The sequence below is a fragment of the Bacillus sp. S/N-304-OC-R1 genome (assembly GCF_019749375.1).
Taxonomy (GTDB): domain Bacteria; phylum Bacillota; class Bacilli; order Bacillales; family Cytobacillaceae; genus Cytobacillus.
This window is the reverse complement of the sequence record NZ_JACWFE010000005.1, coordinates 1-22366: the sequence shown is the minus strand read 5'-3', so window position 1 is coordinate 22366 and position 22366 is coordinate 1. Positions and strand designations below refer to the sequence as shown.

Below are 22366 nucleotides of genomic sequence, written 5' to 3'. Positions count from 1 at the left end.
ATGAAAATACAAAATTATGAATTAGCCAAAAAACTGCGTCACGAACTACATCAACATCCTGAACTATCTAATGAAGAAGTTTGGACAAAGCAACATTTAATGGAGTTTTTGAAAGCGAATACAGCCCTCGAAGTTGTAGATAAAGGAAATTGGTTCTATGCGATTTATCATGCAGGAACAGATAAGCCAAATATTGCTTTCCGAGCGGACTTTGATGCCCTTCCGATGGACGAAGTGATTGATCTTCCATGGGCTTCTAAATTTCCTGGAAAAGCACATAAATGTGGTCATGATGGCCACTCTGCAACACTAGCTGGATTTGCACTTGAAATTGATCAAGAGGGTGCGGATAAAAACATCTTCTTCCTCTTTCAACCTGCAGAAGAAACAGGAGATGGTGCAATTCAATGTGTTGATTTCATTAAGGAACACCAGATTGATGAAATTTACGCCTATCATAATATGAGTGGTTTCCCTTACAAGTCTGTTGGGATTATGGATGGTACGATGTTTTGTGCATCGAAAGGAATGACCATTCATCTAGGAGGCGCTCCAGCCCATGCCAGTCAGCCAGAAACGGGAATCAATCCATCTTACGCAATCGGAAATATTCTTAGGATGATTCCAGAATTCACTTCTCCAGAAAACAATAAAGGTCTGATCCTTTGCACAGTTGTACAAATCGATGTTGGCGAAAAAGCATTCGGTATTGCTGCATCAAAAGGCGATCTTCGCATGACAATAAGGGCTTATTATGAGGAAGAGTTAGATAGACTTCAAGATAACCTTGAAAATTTCGCTAAAGCACAAGCAGAAGAATTCGGGTTAAAAGTAAGCTTTGATTATAACGATGAATTCCCCGAAACGTTCAATCATAAAGAAAGCGCAGACAACATTCGTTTCGTTGCAAAATCTAAGGGAATGGATTTAATCGAAATGAAGGAAGCATTCCGTGGTTCTGAAGACTTTGGACACTTTACCAAGTTAACAAAAGGTGCCTATTGTATGATTGGAAACGGTGAAGATCATCCACATGTTCATACGTATGCATACGACTTTCCTGATGAACTAATTGAATCGGGAGTTGAGCTATTTAAGGGATTGGCTGAATTGAAATAGAGGCTTGTTCTCCAAGGGGTTAATGCAAAACCGTAGTGTGGGGGCTGGTACCTTATCCAGAGTTAAGGCTTTAATAATATGTGCATAGGCTTGTTTATTGCCTGCCAGTACCTCTCGGATGCATTGATCGTAAATTAATAAAGAAAGCTCCCCTTAAGATGAAACAGATTGTTTTTTAATCTATCTACCTTATGGGGAGCATATCAATATGTGTCAGGGATCTTTCCTTGTGCCCTTTTTCTACGGTTAATTCTATCTGATGTTTCTTTCCAAAAATGTGTAAGACTGACGAAAACAATTACCCTGCTTTCTTAAAAGTAAGTGATTTTCCTTTTGTTTCTTTTACTAACATGATACATGAAATCGAAATGATACTTGATACAACTAAATAAATTGAAATTGGGATGGAGCTATTAAATTTATTTAAAAGACTTAATGAAATTAATGGAGCTAACGAGCCTGCAAAAATTGGCGCAACTTGATAACATAGCGACAGTGCTGTATATCTGATGTGAGTTGGAAATAACTCTGTCATCAATGCTGAGTATGGTGAATACGTCATCGATTGTATGAATAATCCAATCGTTATGGCAGACATAATTAACCAGTCATTTCCTGTATTCATCATAGGGAACCCAATGAATCCCCAAAATGCAGTTAAGACGGCTCCCGTAATATAGATTGGCTTACGTCCCAAAATATCACTTAAGTGTCCCATTAATGGAATAAAGAAAAAGTGAATAGCATGGGCACCAAACATTAATAATAAAATTTGGGATGTGTCTTTATCCACAACAAGTTTTAAATAACTAATGGAGAAAGTGACTACCATATAATATAATATGTTCTCTGCAAAACGAGCTCCAATACCTGCAATAATCGCTTTTTTATGGTGTTTCAATACTTCTAAAATTCCTAGCTGCTGCTTTTCTAATTGTGCTTGTTTTTCTTGTGCCTCTTTGAAAATAGGGGCATCGTCTACACTTTTACGAATCCAAAGACCAATTAGGACGACTACTGCCGAGAACCAAAATGCTACGCGCCAGCCCCAATCCATAAATTGCTCAGGGCTTAAGTTTTTAGATAAAAGTAACAGGATGATGGTTGCTACTAAATTCCCTAGTGGCACGCCTGCCTGTGGCCAGCTTGCCCAATAACCGCGTCGATCATCAGGGCTGTGCTCAGATACTAATATAACAGCACCTCCCCATTCTCCCCCAAAAGCAAATCCTTGAATTAAACGTAATGTAACGAGTAAGATTGGAGCCCAATAGCCAATACTATGGAATGTAGGAATACAGCCCATTAAAAAGGTCGTAATACCAACAATAATCAAACTAAGCTGTAATAAATTTTTACGCCCAATTTTATCTCCATAATGACCAAAAACAAGTCCTCCGATCGGTCTAGCTAAAAAGCCTACTGCATAAAGAGCAAATGCAGCCAGTATGCCGTCAATTGCACTCCCCGTTTGTTGAAAAAATAATTCCCCAAAGACGAGAGCAGAAGCGGTACCATATAAGAAAAACTCATACCATTCAGCTACAGACCCAACCATCGAAGCAGCAACTACTTTTTTTAGAAGCTTATTATCTGTTTTCACCATATTTACTCCCCCAAAGTACCATTCAGATTATTATGAATTAACGTACCAAATCACTTTTGTTTGCACATATTGTTCAAATGCTTCTAAGCCGTTGTCTTTGCCGCCGAAGCCAGATTGTTTAAAGCCACCAAATGGAGTGGTGATATCGCCCTCACTAAAGCCATTCACAGAAATTGTCCCAGCTTTTATGGCACGTGCCACACGGACCGTACGATGTACATTTTGGCTATAAAAAGAAGCAGCCAAACCATAAGAGGTGTTGTTGGCAAGCGCGATAGCTTCTTCCTCCGTTTCGAAAGTGCTAACGGCTAAAATAGGGCCGAATACTTCATGCTGGAACAAGGTCATGTTAGCGGTTACATGATCAAAAATAGTTGGCTCTATGTACCAGCCGCTACCCAATTCACTGTGAATTTTCCCACCAGCAACTAAGCGTCCCCCTTCTTGAAGCGTAATGTCCAAGAACGATTTCACTTTATTAAAATGTGCTTCTTCGACCATGGGGCCAATAGCGACTGACTCATCCATCGGGTTCCCCACCTTCCAGCTTGTTAAGCCAGCTTTTAATTTTTCTACTAATTCGTCTTTGACGGATTCGTGCACGATTAAACGTGAACCGCAGCTGCAGTTTTCACTCATATTCCAGAAAGCAGCAGATAGAATATGTGGAACCGCAGCCTCCAAATCAGCATCTTCAAACACCACTTGTGGGCTTTTACCACCGCACTCTAACACAATTTCCTTGAGGTTGCTTTCTGCTGAGTACTTTAAGAAGTACCTGCCAACTTCAGTTGAGCCCGTGAATGAGACAATGTCCACATCCATATGCCGCCCTAATGGTTCGCCTACTTTCTCGCCCAAACCACACACCAAACTTATAACGCCTTTAGGCACACCCGCTTCATAAGCAAGTTCAATCATTCGGAAAGCGCTAAGTGAAGTTAATTCAGCAGGCTTTACAATCACAGAATTCCCTGCAGCTAAAGCAGGTGCCACTTTCCAGGCAAACATTTGCGCCGGGAAGTTCCAAGGCAGCACCGCACCAACCACGCCAATCGGTTCAGTGATAATCAATCCCAAAGCATCCCTACCTGTAGGAGCGACTTTGCCAAAGAGCTTATCAATAGCTTCGGCATACCAATAAAATGTATCGATCGTTGCTGGCATATCGGTATTCAAACATTCTGTAATAGGTTTACCTGCATCAACGCAATCCAAGGCGGCCAATTCTTCGCTATGTTCTTCTAGCAATTGCGCCCAACGAACCATCACTTTTTTCCGCTCACTTGGGGATAATTGACTCCAAATCCCTGCTTCAAATGTGTCTCTTGCTACCTTAACAGCAGCATCAACATCCCGTGCATCGCCATCGGCAATATAGCCAATTAGACTATTGTCGATAGGGGTACGGTTTTCTATTTTGCCAGCTTCACTCGTAAAGCCAGCAATTAAGTTGCCTGCCCATAGTTTGCCTTCTTTGGCGCGGGCAAAGACTTGCTCTTTTGTAACGGTCATTTACCTCTCCTCCTAATTATTTTTTAAAGAAAGCCAAGAATTCTGCTTTGTCTTCTTCTGATAAATCAGATAAAGGCAGGCGTACCGTACCGACGTTGATTTCACCTTTCAGACAGCCTAGTTTCGCCTTTTGGTTGTAATTGCCGGACTCCATAGAGTAAATAGCTGGGTAGATATTGCTCATAATTTGTCGAGCCTTGTCCCAGTCACCAGCTTGCGCAGCATTAAACATGGCGACTTGCTCTTCAGGGAACACATTACCTGCGCCCGCAATCCAGCTTTTCGCTCCCCAGAAGAAAAAGTCCACAGGCTGATCATCGCAACCACAAATCACTTCAAAATTATCAAATGGGGTTTGAAGCAAACGTAAAGCGCGGCTAAAGTCGCCACTGCTTTCTTTAATAGCGACAATATTCGGATTCTTAGCCAATTGCACCACGGTATCATATTCAATTTCAATGCCGATACGAGCAGGAAAGTTGTACATGATAATTGGTAAATCGGTCGCCGCTGCCACCGCTTCATAATGAGCAATCACACCAGCTTGATCAGGCAGGCTATAAGGCGTAGGTGCTAACATTAGACCTTCATAGCCCAAATCTTTAGCTTGTTTAGCATGATTAACTGCCCCTTCAGTTGATAAATCATTGATACCAGCAATCAGAGTTACGCGGCCTTTGGCGATTTCTGCTACCGTTTTTAAAACGATTTCACGTTCTTCTTCATTTAAGGTGTAATATTCACCAGTCGTGCCACACACTACTAAACCAGTAACACCTTTATTGATAAAGGATTCAGTCAATTGTTTTAAGGTTTCTGCATCCAAGCTTTTATCGCTTTTAAAAGGGGTCACCAATGGAACCAAAATACCATGAAAATTCATCGTCATTCTCCTCAAATAATAAATTTTTTTAGTAATAAATCATTTAATATAAAATTTAATATTGAAGTAGTACTTCAATTATTTTTGATAATAACACACTGAATTTTCGTTGTAAATGTAATTTTTTGAATATTTATTAAAAAACTTCTCTTTTTTGATTAAATATTATATTTTATTTAAGTAGCACTTCAGTTTTTACTTTATTTTTGTTCGTTAATTACTTTAATAGTTCATAAATTTTGACTTTTGTGTTATTCTTATCTAAGTTTTCTCCTTTTGATTAGGGATTTGGACAGGACTGCCAAACCTAATAATAAGGAGTTTTATTATGTATTCATCGACCTAAAAATCAATAAATCTACAGTAAAATACTTTTATTTTTATTTGATAAGTATCTGTGGCATATGGGACTTAATTTTATGTAAAACGATTGAAGTTATTAAAGTGAAAGTAAAAAAAATTTATGCAAATAAACTTTCGTAGAATAGTAAGCGTGATGAATAGCTGTGAAGGGAGTTGAGTAAAGTGAATGATTTAATTGGAGAAAAAATAAAGAGTTTACGGAAAGAACGAAAGTTAACATTAAAGCAAATAGCAGATCAGACTAATCTATCAATCAGCTTTATATCTCAAGTAGAGCGTTCAAAATCATCCATAACGCTTGAATCATTGAAAAAAATCTCTGAAGCACTTGGAGTCAATCCAAGCTACTTTTTTTCGGAATCCGATAAGAAAGCAGCGCCAGCTGTTATGAGAAACGTAATTAGTAAAACAAACACCCTTGATAATCCATTTTTTTATAGAGATTTAGCGGGTAACATTGAAAATCCACTATTTAATCCTATATTAGTTTTACTCAATCCAGGTGGTAATAGAGAGGATTCTTATTCACATTCAGGGCAAGAATTTCTTTACGTCCTAGAAGGAACGCTTACAATCCTTATAGATAAAGAGGAACATGATTTAAAACCATTTGACTGTATTTTCTTAGATTCTACTACCCCACACAACTGGATAAATAAAACTGATTCGATTGTAAAATTCCTTTGTATTTCAAGTATTCCCGTATAAGTTTCATTAAGAAAAATACCCACTGTGCTCTCCGCACTGTGAGTTATAGCTGTTGCCATCACCTTTTCAAAACCTTAAATGAATGATTAAAACCAACGTAATATGAACCGGTTAATGACTTTGTCACCCTTTTTCCGGAAATGCACTATTTTAACTTAGAACGGGGACTAATGTTTTATTGTCCAATTAAAGGTTTGCTTTTAATACTTTCCAAATAAGAGCATCTGATAAATTGGTGAAAATGGTTGTGAAAAATTGCATACACGATAAATAAGCGGCTTCATTACTAAATGTAAAAGAAAACCTCTTTCTTTTTTATAGTTCTACTTTAATATTTATACTTTTGATATAATTAAATTAAAATATGAATTGGAAAAATAATTTCAAATATATGTATTTTTATTTAAATTAGAAGAGGAGGGTCGTTCTTGAAAATTCGACTCGGCCTATTAGGTCCGTCTGATTCTTTGGAATTTGTCCAGTCCGTTATTAGTGAAAGGCCAGAATTCATTTGTACACCTTTTGAATGTCTGACTTTAGAAGACTTGGATGAGAAGGTATCGCCATTTATTGAACAAATGGATATGTGGCTCTGTACTGGACCCATCACCTATAATATCGTTCAGGACTGGAATCGAATTGCATCTCCTATATTTTGTATAGATTACAACGGTTCCTCCCTGTATAAAATTGTGTTACGCGTATTATATGAACAAAAAATTGAAGTGGATGAAATCAGCTTTGATGCTACCGATTTTCTTTCATGGGAACGGGCATTACAGGAGGCAGGCATAGAAACTAAGCCGAAATATGTCGAATCCGAGATGATCTCGCTTACAGGTTTAGTGCAATATCATTTTGATCTTTGGAAAAACGGTCAAACGAAAGCTGTCGTTACTGGACATCCAATTGATCATGAACTCAAGATGCTTGGTGTTCCTGCTTATCGGCTTCTTCCATCCTCAATGGCGGTTGAGGCAGTGCTGACGAATATGCTTCGCACCTATGAAATGCTGCATTATAAGTCTACTCAAACTGCTGTCCAGATTATCGAAATTGACACGTTTATCGGAATGAAAAAGGATGCTTTTTCAACCGATGAACTTTATAGAATTGAGCTTAAAGTAATGGAAAATTTGCTCACCTATACAAATAAAGTACATGGTTCAATTAAATCATCGGGATTTGGGCGCTATGTTATTTTTACAACAAGAGGATTAATGCAGGAAATAACAGGAGACTTCAGCCACTTGCCATATAGCGATGATTTTGACTGGTTTAATAAACAGGCTATTACTTGTGGAATTGGTATTGGTCAAACGGTGTACGCTGCTGAAATTAATGCAGGGAATGCCTTACTTCATGCAAAAGAATGCGGAAAAGGCTCATGGATGGTTTGTTTTGATGATAAGAGATTCACAGGTCCTTTAGGGAAACAAGAAAAAATCACCTATTCCTATACATCAAAACAATTAGAATCCATTAGCCAACAAACATCCCTTAGTGTGATGACTTTAAATAAACTGAAATCCTCCTTAAAAAAATTAGCAAGTGATGAACTGAACGCAAATGAGCTTGCCAATTACATGCAAATCCCCGCAAGAAGTGCCCGAAGAATATTAACGACTCTTGAGGAAAAAGGATTTGCCGAGGTGGTTGCTGAGGAGAAGCCTCAAACACGTGGAAGGCCGCGAAAAATCTATAAAATTTCTCCATTTTAATCTAAAAGGTAAACGTTGAAAAGAGAGCACATTCATTAGAGTGTGCTCTCCGTTTTTTTAGATTCTAACTTTATATTCTTTTACTTCCGGCGGTAATGGACACATGTATTCTTCCCCATTTCGACGCTCTACAAGCTCTTGCTTAGCTTTCTCGATAAGCTCTGGTTGTTGGAGAACGGTTAAGGCCGTTGAAGCCATGACTTTTCCGGCATGCAACATTCCCTTATGAGCTAATGAAGTCGTTCCGGTAGCGACAATTTGCCACGTATGAAGAGGTGTGCCAAGCGGTTCACATGCAGTCATACATTGTGCAGTCGGAACAATCCAGCTGACATCGCCCACATCTGTTGAACCGGCCATAAAAACATCTGGAGTGAACGGGTCGATGCTGTCCGCTAGGTCTTTACCTGCCATAGAGCGATTTTTTTGTACCTCATATTGTTTGTCTGCCTCTTCCAATGTGGCACGAATCTCCTTGGCAAATTGTACTTCCTCATCTGAATATTCAGGAATACCTAGTGCTAAGAAATTATCATACATCGCTTTTTCTAACGTTGTATTCGGAATCACATTTGAGAGAGCTGAGGCCAGATCGACTTCTACCTGCGTTCCCGTCATTAGCGCAGCTCCTCTCGCAATCTCGCAAACTCGCTGATAAATCTCCTCTGTTTGCGACACCCTTGGTGCCCTAACGAAATACAATACTTCCGCCTCCTCTTGGACAACATTTGGAGAAAGGCCGCCAGTATTTATAATGGCGTAATGTACACGAGCTTCAGGTATGATATGCTCCCGTAAATAGTTTACGCCGATATTCATAAGTTCAACCGCATCAAGTGCGCTTCTCCCTAAATGTGGACTAGCTGCTGCGTGCGCACTTTTTCCTTTAAATTTAAAGTAAACTTCATAACAAGCAAGGGTTGCCACAGACCATACGTTATTAGTCGTTCCCGGATGCCATGTTAAGGCAACATCCACATCATCAAACACTCCGTCTCTGGCCATAAACGTCTTGCCGCCGCCAATTTCCTCTCCAGGACAGCCATAATAGCGAACCGTCCCTTTGATGTTATTTTCCTCCATGAAGTATCTTAGTGCGATAGCAGACGCAAGTGATCCTGTTCCTAATAAGTTATGACCGCAGCCATGGCCATTTCCTCCAGTTTTTTCTGGAGTCTTTTGAGTAACGCCGCCAGATTGACTTAATCCTGTAAGTGCATCAAACTCTCCTAAAAAAGCAATCACCGGTTTACCGCTGCCGAAACTGCCCATGAAGGCGGTTTCAATATTGGCAATGCCTTTTTCTACCGAAAATCCTTCTTCTATTAACGTTTGGCATAATAATTCTGCTGATTTAAACTCTTCGAAGCCTGTTTCGGCATAGCTCCAAATCTTATTACTTACTCCAATCAGCTTCTCCCGCTTATCTTCAATGATTTGTGATAATCGCGTACGATAGTCCATTTCCTACACCTCTTATATTAATTATCTCCTACGAAACTAGGATTATTGGTTGGGATTTTATATAATAACCCACAAATAACAACAACAACTAGTGCACCAATAAGGAAGAAAAATGCCGCTTCGAATGATCCCCCAAATCCGTCGATTAGAGCACCCATTGCCGTTGGAGCAATAAATCCGGCTAATCCCCCAGCAAAATACATCATGCCCATGAAGGAGCCAATAATATTTTGTGAAACGTATTTAAGCGGTATTGTAATAATGGCCATTGCAATCATGGAATCGCCAATAGAGAAAATACTTTGATACGTAAGCGCCACTTGAATATTTGGTGCTTTAAACATTAAATACAAACAAACTCCAGAAACGATGGCCCCAATTATGACAATTAGTTTTTCTTTACCTGCTAAAGCTTTGTCAATTAAATAGCCTGTAAGAACTGCAGCAACTAAGCCACATGCCTGCGGAATCATAGAAAGAGATCCTACTGCCCTTAAATTTAAATGGCGAGTTTCCTCTAAATAAGACGGTAGCCATGAAGAAAAACCCCAATGCACTACACTTGAACAAAAATACATGATGACGATCGTCCATAGAACTTTACTTTTATATAATTCTTTCATTGGTAAGGAATTAGACTGTTCTTGCGTTTGCTTTACCATTTTTGGCGGATTATAAAATTTGACTAATAATAGGGTTGTAACAAGACCCAGACCACCAACAATGTAAAACATTACTCGCCAGCCCCAAACGTCTGAGATTAATCCTGTAAGGTATAATGCAAGCACCCCACCGATTAATTGTGCCGCAAGAAGCATTGACTTGGCTCTTGCTCGAACCTCTCTTTTGTAAATTTCGGTAATGGCAACCCCGCTTCCTGTAGGCAGTCCTCCATCACCCAATCCAAGAACAAAGCGAATCCCTAAAATCGCTACGAATGATCCTGCCATCCCAGTTAACAATGAAAATAGCGAAATGATAAATACGGCAATCGTGATAACTTTTCTTGAACCAAACTTATCAGAGACCCATCCGGCAATCAGAGTCATCATTGCACTGCTTAGCCAGAAGCTGCTAATGACCATACCGCTCTGTGTCTGAGATAAATTCAATTCTTTACTAATTGGAATAATTGCAACATTCATTCCAAACAATGTTAACGAATCAACCAGCCATCCAAGAAACAACAATGAAAAAATAAAGTTGCGTCTGCCAGTGCTCATTTGTAAACCCATACATTTTCACCTTCCGCGTAGTAAGAATAAAACCAACCTGCTAAAACCTAACTTTCACTATTTTCGGTCAATAACGGTCTTGTCCCTAATTATATATTCGATATTATTATTTCGCAATATATTTCTAAATATTACGAATAGCTCTTTCATATCTTCCATGAATCAGTTTCACTAGTTGATACAAAAAAATACCTCTCAACAAATGTGAGAGGCGTAAACATAGAAATTATTTTTTTCAAATAATGAATGTCATTGGTTCTTCCACAACTATCAATCTTAGCTTTAGTCGTTATATCACATCTAACTCGTAATAGTTTAATTAAATCTGTTTTAACAAATACTCACACACTTTACTCGAACGAAGCCTCGCCGCTACATAAGGAGGCTGAACTCCTCTCGCACCTTCTAGCGGAAGTCCGAGCCACAGTACTTTCTCATCGATGATCACAAATGGAAATGCAAAGCTCTCGTCCAGCCAAACATCGGAATCGCTACACTCTTGATTCGAAATAACGGTTAATTTTACTCGTTTTCCTCTATTTGATAGATGCTTCGTCCACTCTTCAGATAACTTGCTTCCCTCTGGCAAGGAGATGATAATCGATGACTTTGCCTTTAGCAGATCTTGAAAAACAGCTTCCAGTTTTCGTGCATGCATCCATCTTAATTTTGGGTGTTGGTTTTGAATCCATGAACCAATTTCTTTTGTAGTGACGGTTTGGTTATTCCGGACTTGATGATCAACAAGCTGGCGAAGCGTTTTTTTTGCGAAAACATGCTTTTCGATAAAATCTCTGTTGCTGACGTGAAGAAATTTCCCCTTCGTTCTCGTAATGGCAACATTAATCAATCGTTCACTTTCCTTGCCGGTTAGAAGCATACCAGCCCGCTCTTGTGGAGCACTATCGACGGTATCAAATATCATCACATCCCGTTCACTTCCCTGGAATCGGTGAACAGTTGCTGCAATAATATCCGCTCCACTGCGCTCTTCTTCATATATTTCTTCGAGAAACATCTCCATGAGATTCGCTTGAGCACGGTATGGTGTTACATATCCAATCGATTTCGCTCCACTTAAATATGCTTCATGTATTAATTGAAAAGACAGCAGCAACTGCCATAAATTAAATCTAGAATTGGTTGCTTTATCACTTAAACAATGCAAACCTGTGAAACTCGTATCCAATAGCACAGCAGCTTGCTCTTTAAAAGGAGCTTGGCCTACGATGCTATTTCTACTTTTATTAACACTTTCATGATCTCCAACTAGTGAATGATAGATGTACCGATTCGTAAAAGCTGAAATATCCGGGTGCATCCTCCGCTGTTCTTTTAATAAAAAAAGCTGCGGATGAAGCTTCTCTTCATTCAACCAGTCCACTACTCCCGCCTTATGGAACACATCCTCTTTCAGCCATTCCGCTACAAGAGGATCTCGGCTTGAAGCAATCGGTGGCAATTGCTTAAAGTCACCGCAAATAATGACTCGCTTTCCTAAGCTTACGGCAAAAGCGGCCTGTGGTACATAAGCCATACTTGCTTCATCAAGGATGACGAGGTCAAAATCCTCTTCATAAATCGCGCTATCACTAGCCGCCTTTGCCAGCGTAGTGCCTACAATGAACGCCTCTTTAACTAATTCAACTTCTTGTTTCCGTACCTTCTCCAGAATCCTAGCAATTTTCGTTTCTAGTTCCAGCAGATGATCCGAATCTCGTTTACTGAAGGAATGAGCCAAGTCTTGCTTTAAGTGGCGCCTTTCTTCCACTAATCTCTCACGATCCTGAGCAAGGAGCGGGTCCTGCTTTTCAATCAGCAGATTTGTGGTAATTTCATGATGGGCTGAGAGCGTTTCTCCAACGTTCCCGCCGTAGCGAAGTACATCCCCTTCACTGAACTTTTTCTTCTTTTTAAGAAAATCAGTCACTTCACTCATCAAGACATCGACAGCCTGATTGCTATGCGACAAAATCAACACTTTTTTCTTTTGCATATATTTATTCGAAGCTGTTCTCGCTAAGGTGTATGTTTTTCCAGTACCAGGGGGGCCCCAAACGAACGTTGCAGGATTGTATTTAGACCGCAAAACCAATTCATGAACATTGCTTTTGATCTTTTCCTCCGGATGTTTCGTTTCCATGGAAGGGTTCATCAATCTCTGCACTCGCAGCCGCTTCTGTTTGCTTTTTTTGATTTCATCCAATCGCTCGATTAATTGTTCAAGCAATTCCCAAGGGTCATGCAGCAAATACGCTTCTGGGATAAGGTCGCCAAAGCTATGCTCTAGTGCCAGAATGATTCCCCTGCCCTCAGAGGAAAGCACCTTTCCACTGCTTTTCATCGTTCCCCATTCCAATTTTATCGAGGAACCAACCGGTATCCTCAATGAAATGGCTGTATCAAAATAGTAGCTATACGGGCCGTCGTTTGATAACAGCCTTCCATTTATAACAGAATAGCGGCTCCCGCCAAACTTTTTTAAGTGATTAATCTCTTGTTGTAAGGCTTGCTGCCATTCTTTGATATATGTTTTGGTTGTTGTCATTTGCTCTCCTTGTTATTTACTACTTGTTGATTATGTTAAATCAAATCCGGTACTTGTAAGTTCTACTGACGGTTATTATACATTAAAATGATTGCCTCGTATGGTAATCCGCATGCGTATTTCGGATTGTAAACATTGGAAAAAGTAGATGTCATTTGAGAGGAGGCTTAAATCCTAGGGATATATGAGTGGTATTTGTAAATAATATGAAGGTTAAATAATCAATTGAGGAGGATTTGTATGAAACCGAATCAACAGGCTAATAAGAATTTAGGTTCTGGTTCTAATATGCAATCTGGAGTTGTTGGAACGGATCCGCAGAAGGTGAAACAGGAAATTAGGAAAGATGTGAGTGCAGGGCAAGGGGCGGTGACTTCGCGGGAAGCTGGGGGGATGCGGGATTAAAATGCCAATCAATTGAGCCGTTTTCAGAAAAAAAATGCCTGTTCCCAAGTAATATAAAAGTATTACCGTACTAGGGGTCAGCGTATAATTGTAAATAAATCAAGAGTCAATTTTTCTTAAAAAAGGCCGACCTTAAGTAAAGTGCCCAATTTCCATTTTTTTGAGTACTCAACTATCACAGAATATTATTATAGGGCTTCTCTAGAACGTGAAAGGACCTTGCATTTTCATCCCACAGTGATACCGCCTAGCAAATTTAAACTTTGATTTTCACGTATTATCCGTATTTGTAGGACAAGATCCATAACGCTGACCCGCGAGGTCTTGAAGCCTCAGGCACGAAAAACAATGTGATCTGACGTCCTAGAGAAGCCCCATTTAAAACAGGACTGCAAAATTAACTAATAAAAAACATTAATCTAAGCTGATAGACAGACAGTTGACGAGATATGTTGTTCATAAAATTTCTTCACATTGGCAGCTCTTAGCTTTTTACTTAATTCATTAATTAACACATAATTCTCTTGATCAGTACTGTATAATGTCCGATTGCGAATCATTGAAAAGGCAAGGCGTATCATCCGATTTCCAAGAGCGACATATGCCTGCCGGGTGTGTTTTCCACGTTCTTTAAGGTCCAAATATCTCTGTTTCATTTCGGGGTTATTAACAGCCAAGGACTTTCCAACTTGATAGGTAATATTCCTAAAGGTTCTCCTACCTTGTTTGGAAATACCATAGTAAGTGGGTTTATGTCCTCCCGATTGTTTAACAATCGGATTGGTCCCAGCCAGTTTAATTAATTGCCCCGCATGATCGAAATCAGAGATATCGCCCATTTCTGCGAAAAATTCAGCTCCTGTTACTACCCCTATTCCTGGAACAGTGAGTATAACGGCACCCTCTGTCTCTATGAATAAATCTTCAATTTTTCGTTCTAATACCTTGATTTGATGATCCAATAATTCTAATCTGTCGAGTTTTTGAATGAGAAGAAATATATCTGCCTCTACATACTTTTTAGGTTGAGAAATTGATTCTTTCGCAAATTCTAGTAATGTCTTAATAGATTGATCTCTTAATTTAAGGTTCTCACGAATAGAGAGTGCTCGTAGCCAATCTTCTCCTAGCGCAAGAATATCGCTTGGATGTGGATGGTGCCGCATTATATAACGAGGTGCCTTGCCAAATAATTTAGAAAAGGGTTGACAGTGTTCACGTTTTCCATTTTTCCATACACTTTTCCCCTGGAACTCCCGAAATATATGATCTATATGCATACGAATGAGATTTTGAGTAGCTGTACGTTCATCGACTAGTTCGCGACGTGCCCTTGTTAGTTTTTGTAATGTATGTACATTGCCTGAAGATAATTCATTCGAAGTTCCTCTTCCATGTATAATGGATTGAACAATCGCCATTAAATCTAAATTATCTGTCTTTGACCAATTTAAGAGGGCATCTCTTTCTTGTGCTGTGGTCGCTGAATTAACAATACGAACATGAAAACCCTCTAAATGACAACGCCGGACAAGATCCTCATAATAGTGTCCAGTAGTTTCAATCCCCACAACTACATCCTGCATTCCATGCTTGTCCTTTTCTAGTTGGATCTGCTTTTTAACTCTCTCAAATCCAGACAAAGATGCATCAAACTCGAAGGGTTTCACTAATACATCTCCATAAAACGTACAAATTAATACCTTATGTGTAAATTTAGCTGCATCAATAGCCACTACCAGTAAATTTTCTGATCCCGTGTCCCGTACAAATTGTGCCCATCGACTTCCTTTTTTACCTTGAATGTGATTCAATAATGAATATGCCATCGTTTTCATCTCCTTGGTCGGATAGTAATTGGAAGTTCTGTGATAGGTACTTCTATTTTACAATGAAAACGGTGGTCTTTTTTTATTTATTAACTATTTACTATACTAGGCACATTAGCCTTCGATTCACCATATAATTCAAAAGATGCTTCAAAAATGAAGTTTTACGTGGCATTTCTTCTATCGCTTCCATCGCCAAACAGTAATGTTCCCACATGAAAAAAGGTTCCTGACCCCCAATGTATTAACGCATTGGGGGGTCAGGAACCGAGAACTTTGGGATAACGTCTAAATACGCATTAATGCACCATTAGGCTTTGGTAACTCTCGATCTGTTATCTGATTCATTTTACAAAAATGTTTTAAAAATTGTTGTGCCAGCTCTCTTTCCTTTGGATCACTTTTCAACGAAACTATATCATGCAAAATTTGAGCTATCCATAAATTATCAAAATAACGGTATTTACCTGTATTCCATGTCATTTTGTGTGGGAATTTCTTATTTGTATAATATTCCCAGAAAAGCATCTGATCGGATTCCTGTTCTGTAAGTTGGAGTCTGTATTTTGAATGAGCAGGAATATATCCATCTTCACAAAGCTTACCGATAAAGTTTTCATTCACCATATAGACCCCTAAGATACGTCTATCTTTTTCAGGCTTATCAGAATCTATTGCTGTTAACAGGACAGCACTATTTTTGTACAAACGGATGGGTTTGTTTGGATTCCCCTTGTTATCACCACTTTTTATTACACCTGAGAAAACCTTCCATTCTGAAAAAGAACTATTCTGTTCTTCTGTGTCACACCAAAAAACCATTTGTGATTCGGGATGAAGTTTATGATTTCTCATAAGTTTTTCATGTTCCAAGCGAAGTTCCAGGTTTTTTCGTTGTAGTTTTTTTTCCTCTTCCTTCTTCGATTCTTCCTCCTTTCGTTCCAATTCCTTTTTTTGTATAATTTTTTCAAGTATAAGAGCCATACTTTTATCATGTAGTTTTAGGTGTTTCTCAAATACGTCGGGGTAAACAAACTTTTTATTTTCCAATGCGAAATGTATTTCAATACTAGAATCATTATGTTTAATTATACTACCCATGCCAAAACTCTTGTGTGTAACTTTCTTATTGATTAGATTCATTATTCTAGTCCTCCTTGTAGAATAAAAACTCGGTTACTATTAGATAGTAATTTGATCATTTTATTCAACTAACTTACCTTTAAAGCTCACACAATTGTTCTTCGGCTAAAAATGGATATTAAAAAAACGTATCCGCTTTCTATAAGCAAAAAAATACAGCGGAATTCGGAATACGATTAAAAAAACAATTGTAACACTATTATATCATTTTTTTGAAAATATCACAAAATTATTGTTGACAATATATTTTATCATGAGGTAAAATAAAATTTTATTCTTTTTATCTTATTAAAATAACTGTGAAATATAGGGCTCCAAAAAATCGCGAAACCTCAATGCCCTAGATCCGAATAGAAGCAAACAAAAGGTGCCTGCCCCCAATGTATTACTGGATTAACACACTGGGTATCAGACACCGAATTAATAATCAAAAACAGCTTTTTGTACGATATTTTGTTTATATGCACGTTTCTTATCCAGATTTGCACGATGTTTTGGATATTTGCACGATTTTTTCACATATTTTTGCACGTTACTTTCAGCAAAAGGTATCGGTCCAGGATTTAATCCTGATTAAACCAAAGTGGATCTTTGTCATCAACATCGCCATTATAATTGATTAGAATCTCATCTCCTGCTTTTATATCTGTGAAAGCATAGAAGTCAAATGTGTGGTTGCTAAAATTAATTTCATAAGTTACATTAGGTTCATAAGAATGGTTAAACAGCATTCCATAACCAAGTAGGATAGCAGAATGATTTTTCCCATACTCAAAAGCGTAATCAGCCAGTATCGTTTGCTCAATGTGTTGGTGCTGGTCGTTTGGATAAGCAATGACAGGTGCTTCATGCAGAAGCTCTCCTTTTTTGATATCACGTGTAGCAAATACCCCTCTGTTGAATTCTCCATCACTTAGTGTAGATGTTTTTACCTCAATCATATTGTTCGCCTACTCACTTTTAAAATTTATCTTTCTAACTGTAACATTTAATTGAACCTTGAGCTCATTTTTTATACTTCAAACAAGACATTTGATTCGTTTTTTGAAACTTCACTAACCTTAAAGTTTACAATTTTAAAAAAGGTGCCTGCCCCCCAATGCATTAATGGATTAATGTACTAGGGGGCAGGCACAAAATATTAGTGTCCACTATTCGGGTTTCGGTTCAATCCCTTGTTGAATATAAACTCTTTTTTAAAACCTATTCTAACTAGATTGATCGATAACAACCTCTCAACGATCCCTATTCACCATATAATTCAAAAGATGCTTCAAAAATGAAGTCTTACGCGGCATTTCTTCTATCGCTTCCATCGCCAGACAGTAATGTTCCCACATTGCTTTTCTGGCACCTTCCTTACCTAGGATGGCTACAAAAGTCATATTGTTGTTTTCAGCATCTTTGCCGATTGGTTTTCCTAGTAAGGTTAGATCTCCTTCAACATCAAGGAGGTCATCCTTAATCTGAAACGCAATGCCGGCATGGCGGGCGAATGTTTTCAGAGTTTCCATTTCTGCCTCATTTGCTTGGGCAAGAATGGCAGGCATGATTAAAGAAGCTTCGAAGGCAATTCCAGTTTTATAAAAACTCACCGTATTTAATTGTTCCAAAGTCAATTGCTTCCCTCTAGATTCCAAATCCATTACTTGCCCTTTACACATCTCCTCTGTCATTTGAGCCGAATATTGGATCAATTTAAGGACAACTTTCGCATCGAACCGATCAAGATTTGCTTGTTCCCAAGTTGCCTTCTGGGTCAGAAAGAGAGCAGTTAATTCAGCAATGGCACTGTTATATACATGATGGAGGGTTGAACGTCCTCTGCGGATTGATGCATTATCTTGAGATGGCAAATCATCAAAGATTAAGGATGCCGTGTGCATATATTCCAATGATCTTAGAAGTGGTACGATGGCTGAACTATCTAATCCATATACGTTCACTCCCATGAACCAAGCAACTATGGGCCTCAATCGCTTTCCATCGCCTGCCAAACTGTAGTTCGCAGCATCAATGATTGGCACATTCATTGTAGAGTTATCATTGGTTTTATGAATAGGCAGGGCGTTGTTGATTTGTTCTCGTACTGTTTCGATCGTATTTAAAAAGTCTTCTTGCTCTTTCCGTTCATTTCTCAGCATAGTAATCATACGATCTCGAAGCAGCTTATCAAAGAAATCCACATCATCCGCTTTTTTCACCATATTTTGAATCAAACTATTGAATTCCGAAGTTCCAGAAGCCAATAAATCCATCAACTCGTTGTATTTTTTGGTTCCCAATCGTTCCTTACATCGCTTTAGGCCATTTATTGCTCGGTCCAACATCACTTCACAAGTCTTGGCATCAGAATGATACACATGATGGATCAAGTGGGAAATGACCGTCCAATATAATTCAAAGGGATTGATAAGATCCGGACGCTTATCATGGTATTTCAAATAATACGTATATGGTGTGACCGCTCCTTCCTTCATGTCATCAAACATATCTGCAAAATCATCAGCGAGCTGATTGTAAATTCCATAAAAGAATGTACGGTTGTCAAAGCCCTCGTCCTCAGAAGCACTAATGACTGAACGGACAATGGATCGTGATGAAGAGGATTTTAATATGATCGGAATATAAAGCTCTTCATTCGTGTAATTGGCATTCGATAGTTCTTTAACTCGGTCCACTTCCTGCGAATGAAAAAATACATAGGATTGCTCAAAAAATTTTTTTCTTGCCTCTGGCCTCTGATAGGTCTTAATATACTCAAAGGCCTCACGAAGTTCCGAATGAATATATCGTATTAAGCTTGAGTATACTCCCGTCCACTTCCCCAATTCCGGCACATTTCCCGTGGTCAGTGTTGTCCTAATTAATTGGGAATACTGCCTTTTCTCTCTTTCAGATAAGATTTTGGCATCAAGTAGATCATCAATGAATGGATAGGTCAGACCATAGTAATACCCTAGCCTAATCGCTTCATCAAGCTTCTGCCTACGTTCTTCTGCTGATATGTCACTATCCATCGCATCGACGACATGCATGATGACCCCGACTATGATTTTGATCAGTTTTCGCTGGGCTTCTTCAGCATCCATTCCCTTTGGAATATTGGAAGTTACAGTCTTTAGCTTCTCTAGCATCCAGATCATAGTGGATTCAATGCATTCCTTCTGAGCTTTCCTGTACAATCCAACAATGCTTAACATCTCATCTGTTGCCGTGGAATGAGTCAGGTTATTTTTTATACTTTCAACGACACGACGAACTCTTGTCAATGTGTCAGTTGAGTCCAGAGCTTTCCCCAGATCCCTCAAGAAAATATAGGAGATGCTTCGATCCAAGTAATTATCTAGTTTGCCTTTACGCTCTAGCCAACGGATATAATGGTGATACTCTTTAGAATCTGTTTTTCTCTTTCCACGCGAAAAAAAGGATACGAAAGAATGTTGAATATGATTATGTTTCCATGATTGAAAATCTTTTGTTAGGATTGGTACAAAAGCCTTTTCCATGACTTGCACATAAAGTGATTGAAAGTACTGGGCAGCCCTCCGCTCCGCCAGTCGGTAGCATGCATCAGCATTTATTATTAACCCTTTATTCATCATCATTACCTCAACTTAACCATCTCTTCTATAAATCTATTCCAATATTAATTCAAGTATTTTTCATAAAAATCGACAAAAATTATTTTGCTCAAAAATAACATCGTTTTAACTAAATAGCTAAGTATAGACTTTAATTAGATATTAAAAAGTAAAGTTGTATCAGTTCTGTAAGCAATCAGTTTAGATAAAATACATTTACATAGCTGCAAACTATAATTGCATATTAGGTGGATTTTATATCATTGTAGACACTCAAATCTAAATACTATGATTCTTTTATATTGAGTGAATCTCTGAAAACGAGAAATAATACTTATATTAAATGAATGTGAAAATGTTTCCGATAAGAATAATGTAATAACTAATTGATTGGAGAAAATCATGAGCAGATCTAGAGTAAAAAAGAAGAATAGCAGTTTTAGAGGGAGTGTTGTAACACTAATTATTATATTAATAGTTGTCGGTATAGTTAATGGATGCAATTTAATAAGAAATCACATAGTCTCAAATAGTAATTTTAATAATAAATTCAATGAAGAAGACTTTAACAGGAAGTTGATTCCTAGAGATACTTTAATAGATGCATTAAAGATTGAGTATCCTAGGATTGATTTAGTAAAATCCACTGATTACGGATACTCTAATCCGTCTAATGTTGAAGAGTATGAAATAGTGACAGGAATTAACGAAAACGGAAGCACAGTGTCCACCGGCATCCAAATATGGACTTATAGTAAAGAAGATAATTAATTATTTTCTAATGATAAAAATGTCGAGTTTAAAGAAATTGATGGTAAATTAGAGCAAATTAACATAATTGCTAACAGTAAGGATTTTCCTATAGATGGGGATTTTATGAAAAATTTATTAGTTACGGTGTCGAAGGGAATCGGTAAAGAATTAACACTTAAAGAGGTATCCAAACATGTTGATATATTTTTAACAAAAACACAACCATTCAGAGATTCTGTTAAAAACAAAAATGGATATGCGGACTTAGCAAAAGGCTCTAGCTTTAAAAATGATGGAGTAGAATACTTTTTAACAATTTCCATACCAGATAAGAGATTTAGCGTTGACGGCGTGTACATCTATGGAATCCATATAGATATTCTTGATCAAGAAGCTGCTGAAAAAGCATTTAAGGTATTGTATCAAATTAAAGATTAGTAAGGGGGATTTCTCCCCCCTTTCTATACATAAATGAACGAATTTATTGAAAAGGGATGCGAAAAATGAAAATTTATGAAGGTAAAAAAACACACCTATTATGTTAAAATGACAAAATAATAGTTTAACAAAGTAGGGATTGGATGAAAAAAATATACTTTGGCATCATATATGAGCTTTGCCTAGCTGCATTAGTTATACTTTCCCTTGTTCTTGATCTGCCCTCAAAGCAAGGGGCAATTCTCGACTGGTTTATTTGGGGAATCTTTATTCTGGACTACATAATTAGGCTATACATTAGTGATAATAAATGGGAGTATTTCAAGGGCCACCCTTTAGACTTTATTGCCATTCTGCCTTTAGATCAGTTTTTCCGGACTGCGCGGTTTGTTCGGATTTTCAGGATTATTCGCCTAATAATGATCATGAACAGACGCATAGCCTTCCTTGATCAACTCCTAAGAAAATACAAAATTGACACTTTCGTTGTTTCAGTCATGTCCATTCTTTTTCTTATTGCTTTGCCTATGAAGTTCATTGAACCGAGTTTTGATTCATATAGCGATGCACTTTGGTGGGCAATTGTCACAATGACAACAGTCGGATATGGGGACCTATCCCCGGAAACAACGGTTGGCAGAATCATTGCGAGCGTGCTAATGTTAACGGGAATAGGTGTCATCGGTTTAATAACAGGAACAGTAGCCTCCATATTTACGGATAATCGAGATGACCGACTCCCAAAGGAGCTTAAGGATATTAAACAAACGATTGATGCCTACCCAAATATTGATGAAATTGACTATAACTATATGATTGAAAAACTGCAAAAAATGAAGAATAAGCATAATCAGACTTAAAAAAGTGCCTGATCGCCTGAGTATGAAAGTAATACTACACTGGAGATCAGGCACTAATAATATTCATAGGTATTCTCTAACTAAACTCACCAAAAAAAGATGCCAATCCCTACTAATGTATTAAACTATTACTATAATGGGGGTCTGGCAAGACCAGTCCCACTAGCCTTGCATGCGTTCATTTTATTTGAA

17 protein-coding genes are annotated in these 22366 nt (G+C 38.2%); 7 read left to right on the top strand and 10 right to left on the bottom strand.

All coding sequences use genetic code 11. The annotated features are described in order from the left end of the window. A complete protein-coding gene (locus H0173_RS07370; RefSeq protein WP_221845716.1) occupies window positions 1-1119 on the top strand; it encodes a M20 metallopeptidase family protein in 1119 nt (372 codons plus the stop codon). Between the two features lie 298 nt (window positions 1120-1417). Here the strand turns inward: H0173_RS07370 and abaF are convergent, their stop codons facing one another. Genes abaF through dapA form a run of 3 tightly spaced genes read right to left on the bottom strand, consistent with a single transcriptional unit; the run spans window position 1418 to window position 5123 of the window. Further along, the gene (abaF, locus tag H0173_RS07365) at window positions 1418-2725 is read right to left on the bottom strand and encodes a fosfomycin efflux MFS transporter AbaF (protein ID WP_221845715.1); all 1308 of its coding nucleotides are present in this window, start codon (window positions 2723-2725) and stop codon (window positions 1418-1420) included. A 30-nt stretch (window positions 2726-2755) separates the two neighbouring features. Then, window positions 2756-4240, bottom strand: coding sequence for an aldehyde dehydrogenase (locus H0173_RS07360; protein ID WP_221845714.1), 1485 nt, complete (start codon window positions 4238-4240; stop codon window positions 2756-2758). Window positions 4241-4256: 16 nt separating this feature from the next. After that, complete coding sequence (dapA, locus tag H0173_RS07355; protein ID WP_221845713.1) at window positions 4257-5123, bottom strand: 4-hydroxy-tetrahydrodipicolinate synthase; 867 nt, start codon at window positions 5121-5123, stop codon at window positions 4257-4259. 525 nt (window positions 5124-5648) lie between these two features. Between dapA and H0173_RS07350 the strand changes: the two genes are divergently transcribed. Then, on the top strand, window positions 5649-6194 hold the full coding sequence (locus H0173_RS07350; RefSeq protein ID WP_221845712.1) for a helix-turn-helix domain-containing protein: 546 nt from the start codon (window positions 5649-5651) through the stop codon (window positions 6192-6194). 428 nt (window positions 6195-6622) lie between these two features. Beyond that, window positions 6623-7915 (top strand): helix-turn-helix domain-containing protein, encoded by a 1293-nt coding sequence (locus H0173_RS07345; protein ID WP_221845711.1) that lies wholly within the window; start codon window positions 6623-6625, stop codon window positions 7913-7915. A gap of 57 nt (window positions 7916-7972) precedes the next feature. Here H0173_RS07345 and H0173_RS07340 read toward each other — a convergent pair whose 3' ends face one another. The 3 genes from H0173_RS07340 to H0173_RS07330 all read right to left on the bottom strand — a co-directional run bounded on the left by H0173_RS07340 (window position 7973) and on the right by H0173_RS07330 (window position 13162). Continuing rightward, window positions 7973-9379, bottom strand: coding sequence for a M20 family metallopeptidase (locus tag H0173_RS07340; RefSeq protein WP_221845710.1), 1407 nt, complete (start codon window positions 9377-9379; stop codon window positions 7973-7975). A gap of 17 nt (window positions 9380-9396) precedes the next feature. Continuing rightward, entirely contained in the window at window positions 9397-10614 is a 1218-nt protein-coding gene (locus H0173_RS07335) for an MFS transporter (RefSeq protein WP_221845709.1), read from the bottom strand. Window positions 10615-10933: 319 nt separating this feature from the next. After that, a complete protein-coding gene (locus H0173_RS07330) occupies window positions 10934-13162 on the bottom strand; it encodes an AAA domain-containing protein (RefSeq protein ID WP_221845708.1) in 2229 nt (742 codons plus the stop codon). Between the two features lie 240 nt (window positions 13163-13402). Between H0173_RS07330 and H0173_RS07325 the strand changes: the two genes are divergently transcribed. After that, window positions 13403-13567: a hypothetical protein gene (locus H0173_RS07325; protein WP_221845707.1), complete on the top strand. Its 165-nt coding sequence runs from the start codon at window positions 13403-13405 to the stop codon at window positions 13565-13567. 419 nt (window positions 13568-13986) lie between these two features. Here H0173_RS07325 and H0173_RS07320 read toward each other — a convergent pair whose 3' ends face one another. The 4 genes from H0173_RS07320 to H0173_RS07305 all read right to left on the bottom strand — a co-directional run bounded on the left by H0173_RS07320 (window position 13987) and on the right by H0173_RS07305 (window position 20141). Beyond that, window positions 13987-15396 (bottom strand): IS110 family RNA-guided transposase, encoded by a 1410-nt coding sequence (locus tag H0173_RS07320; protein ID WP_221845706.1) that lies wholly within the window; start codon window positions 15394-15396, stop codon window positions 13987-13989. 288 nt (window positions 15397-15684) lie between these two features. Further along, complete coding sequence (locus H0173_RS07315; protein WP_221845705.1) at window positions 15685-16539, bottom strand: malate synthase; 855 nt, start codon at window positions 16537-16539, stop codon at window positions 15685-15687. A 563-nt stretch (window positions 16540-17102) separates the two neighbouring features. Further along, window positions 17103-17480, bottom strand: a complete 378-nt coding sequence (locus H0173_RS07310; RefSeq protein ID WP_221845704.1) for an SET domain-containing protein — start codon at window positions 17478-17480, stop codon at window positions 17103-17105. Between the two features lie 294 nt (window positions 17481-17774). Then, entirely contained in the window at window positions 17775-20141 is a 2367-nt protein-coding gene (locus H0173_RS07305; protein ID WP_221845703.1) for a polyprenyl synthetase family protein, read from the bottom strand. A gap of 384 nt (window positions 20142-20525) precedes the next feature. Between H0173_RS07305 and H0173_RS07300 the strand changes: the two genes are divergently transcribed. The 3 genes from H0173_RS07300 to H0173_RS07290 all read left to right on the top strand — a co-directional run bounded on the left by H0173_RS07300 (window position 20526) and on the right by H0173_RS07290 (window position 22174). Continuing rightward, on the top strand, window positions 20526-20894 hold the full coding sequence (locus tag H0173_RS07300) for a hypothetical protein (protein ID WP_221845702.1): 369 nt from the start codon (window positions 20526-20528) through the stop codon (window positions 20892-20894). 105 nt (window positions 20895-20999) lie between these two features. Then, complete coding sequence (locus tag H0173_RS07295) at window positions 21000-21314, top strand: hypothetical protein (protein ID WP_221845701.1); 315 nt, start codon at window positions 21000-21002, stop codon at window positions 21312-21314. A 143-nt stretch (window positions 21315-21457) separates the two neighbouring features. Further along, window positions 21458-22174: a potassium channel family protein gene (locus H0173_RS07290; protein ID WP_221845700.1), complete on the top strand. Its 717-nt coding sequence runs from the start codon at window positions 21458-21460 to the stop codon at window positions 22172-22174. The last annotated feature ends 192 nt before the right edge of the window (window positions 22175-22366 follow it).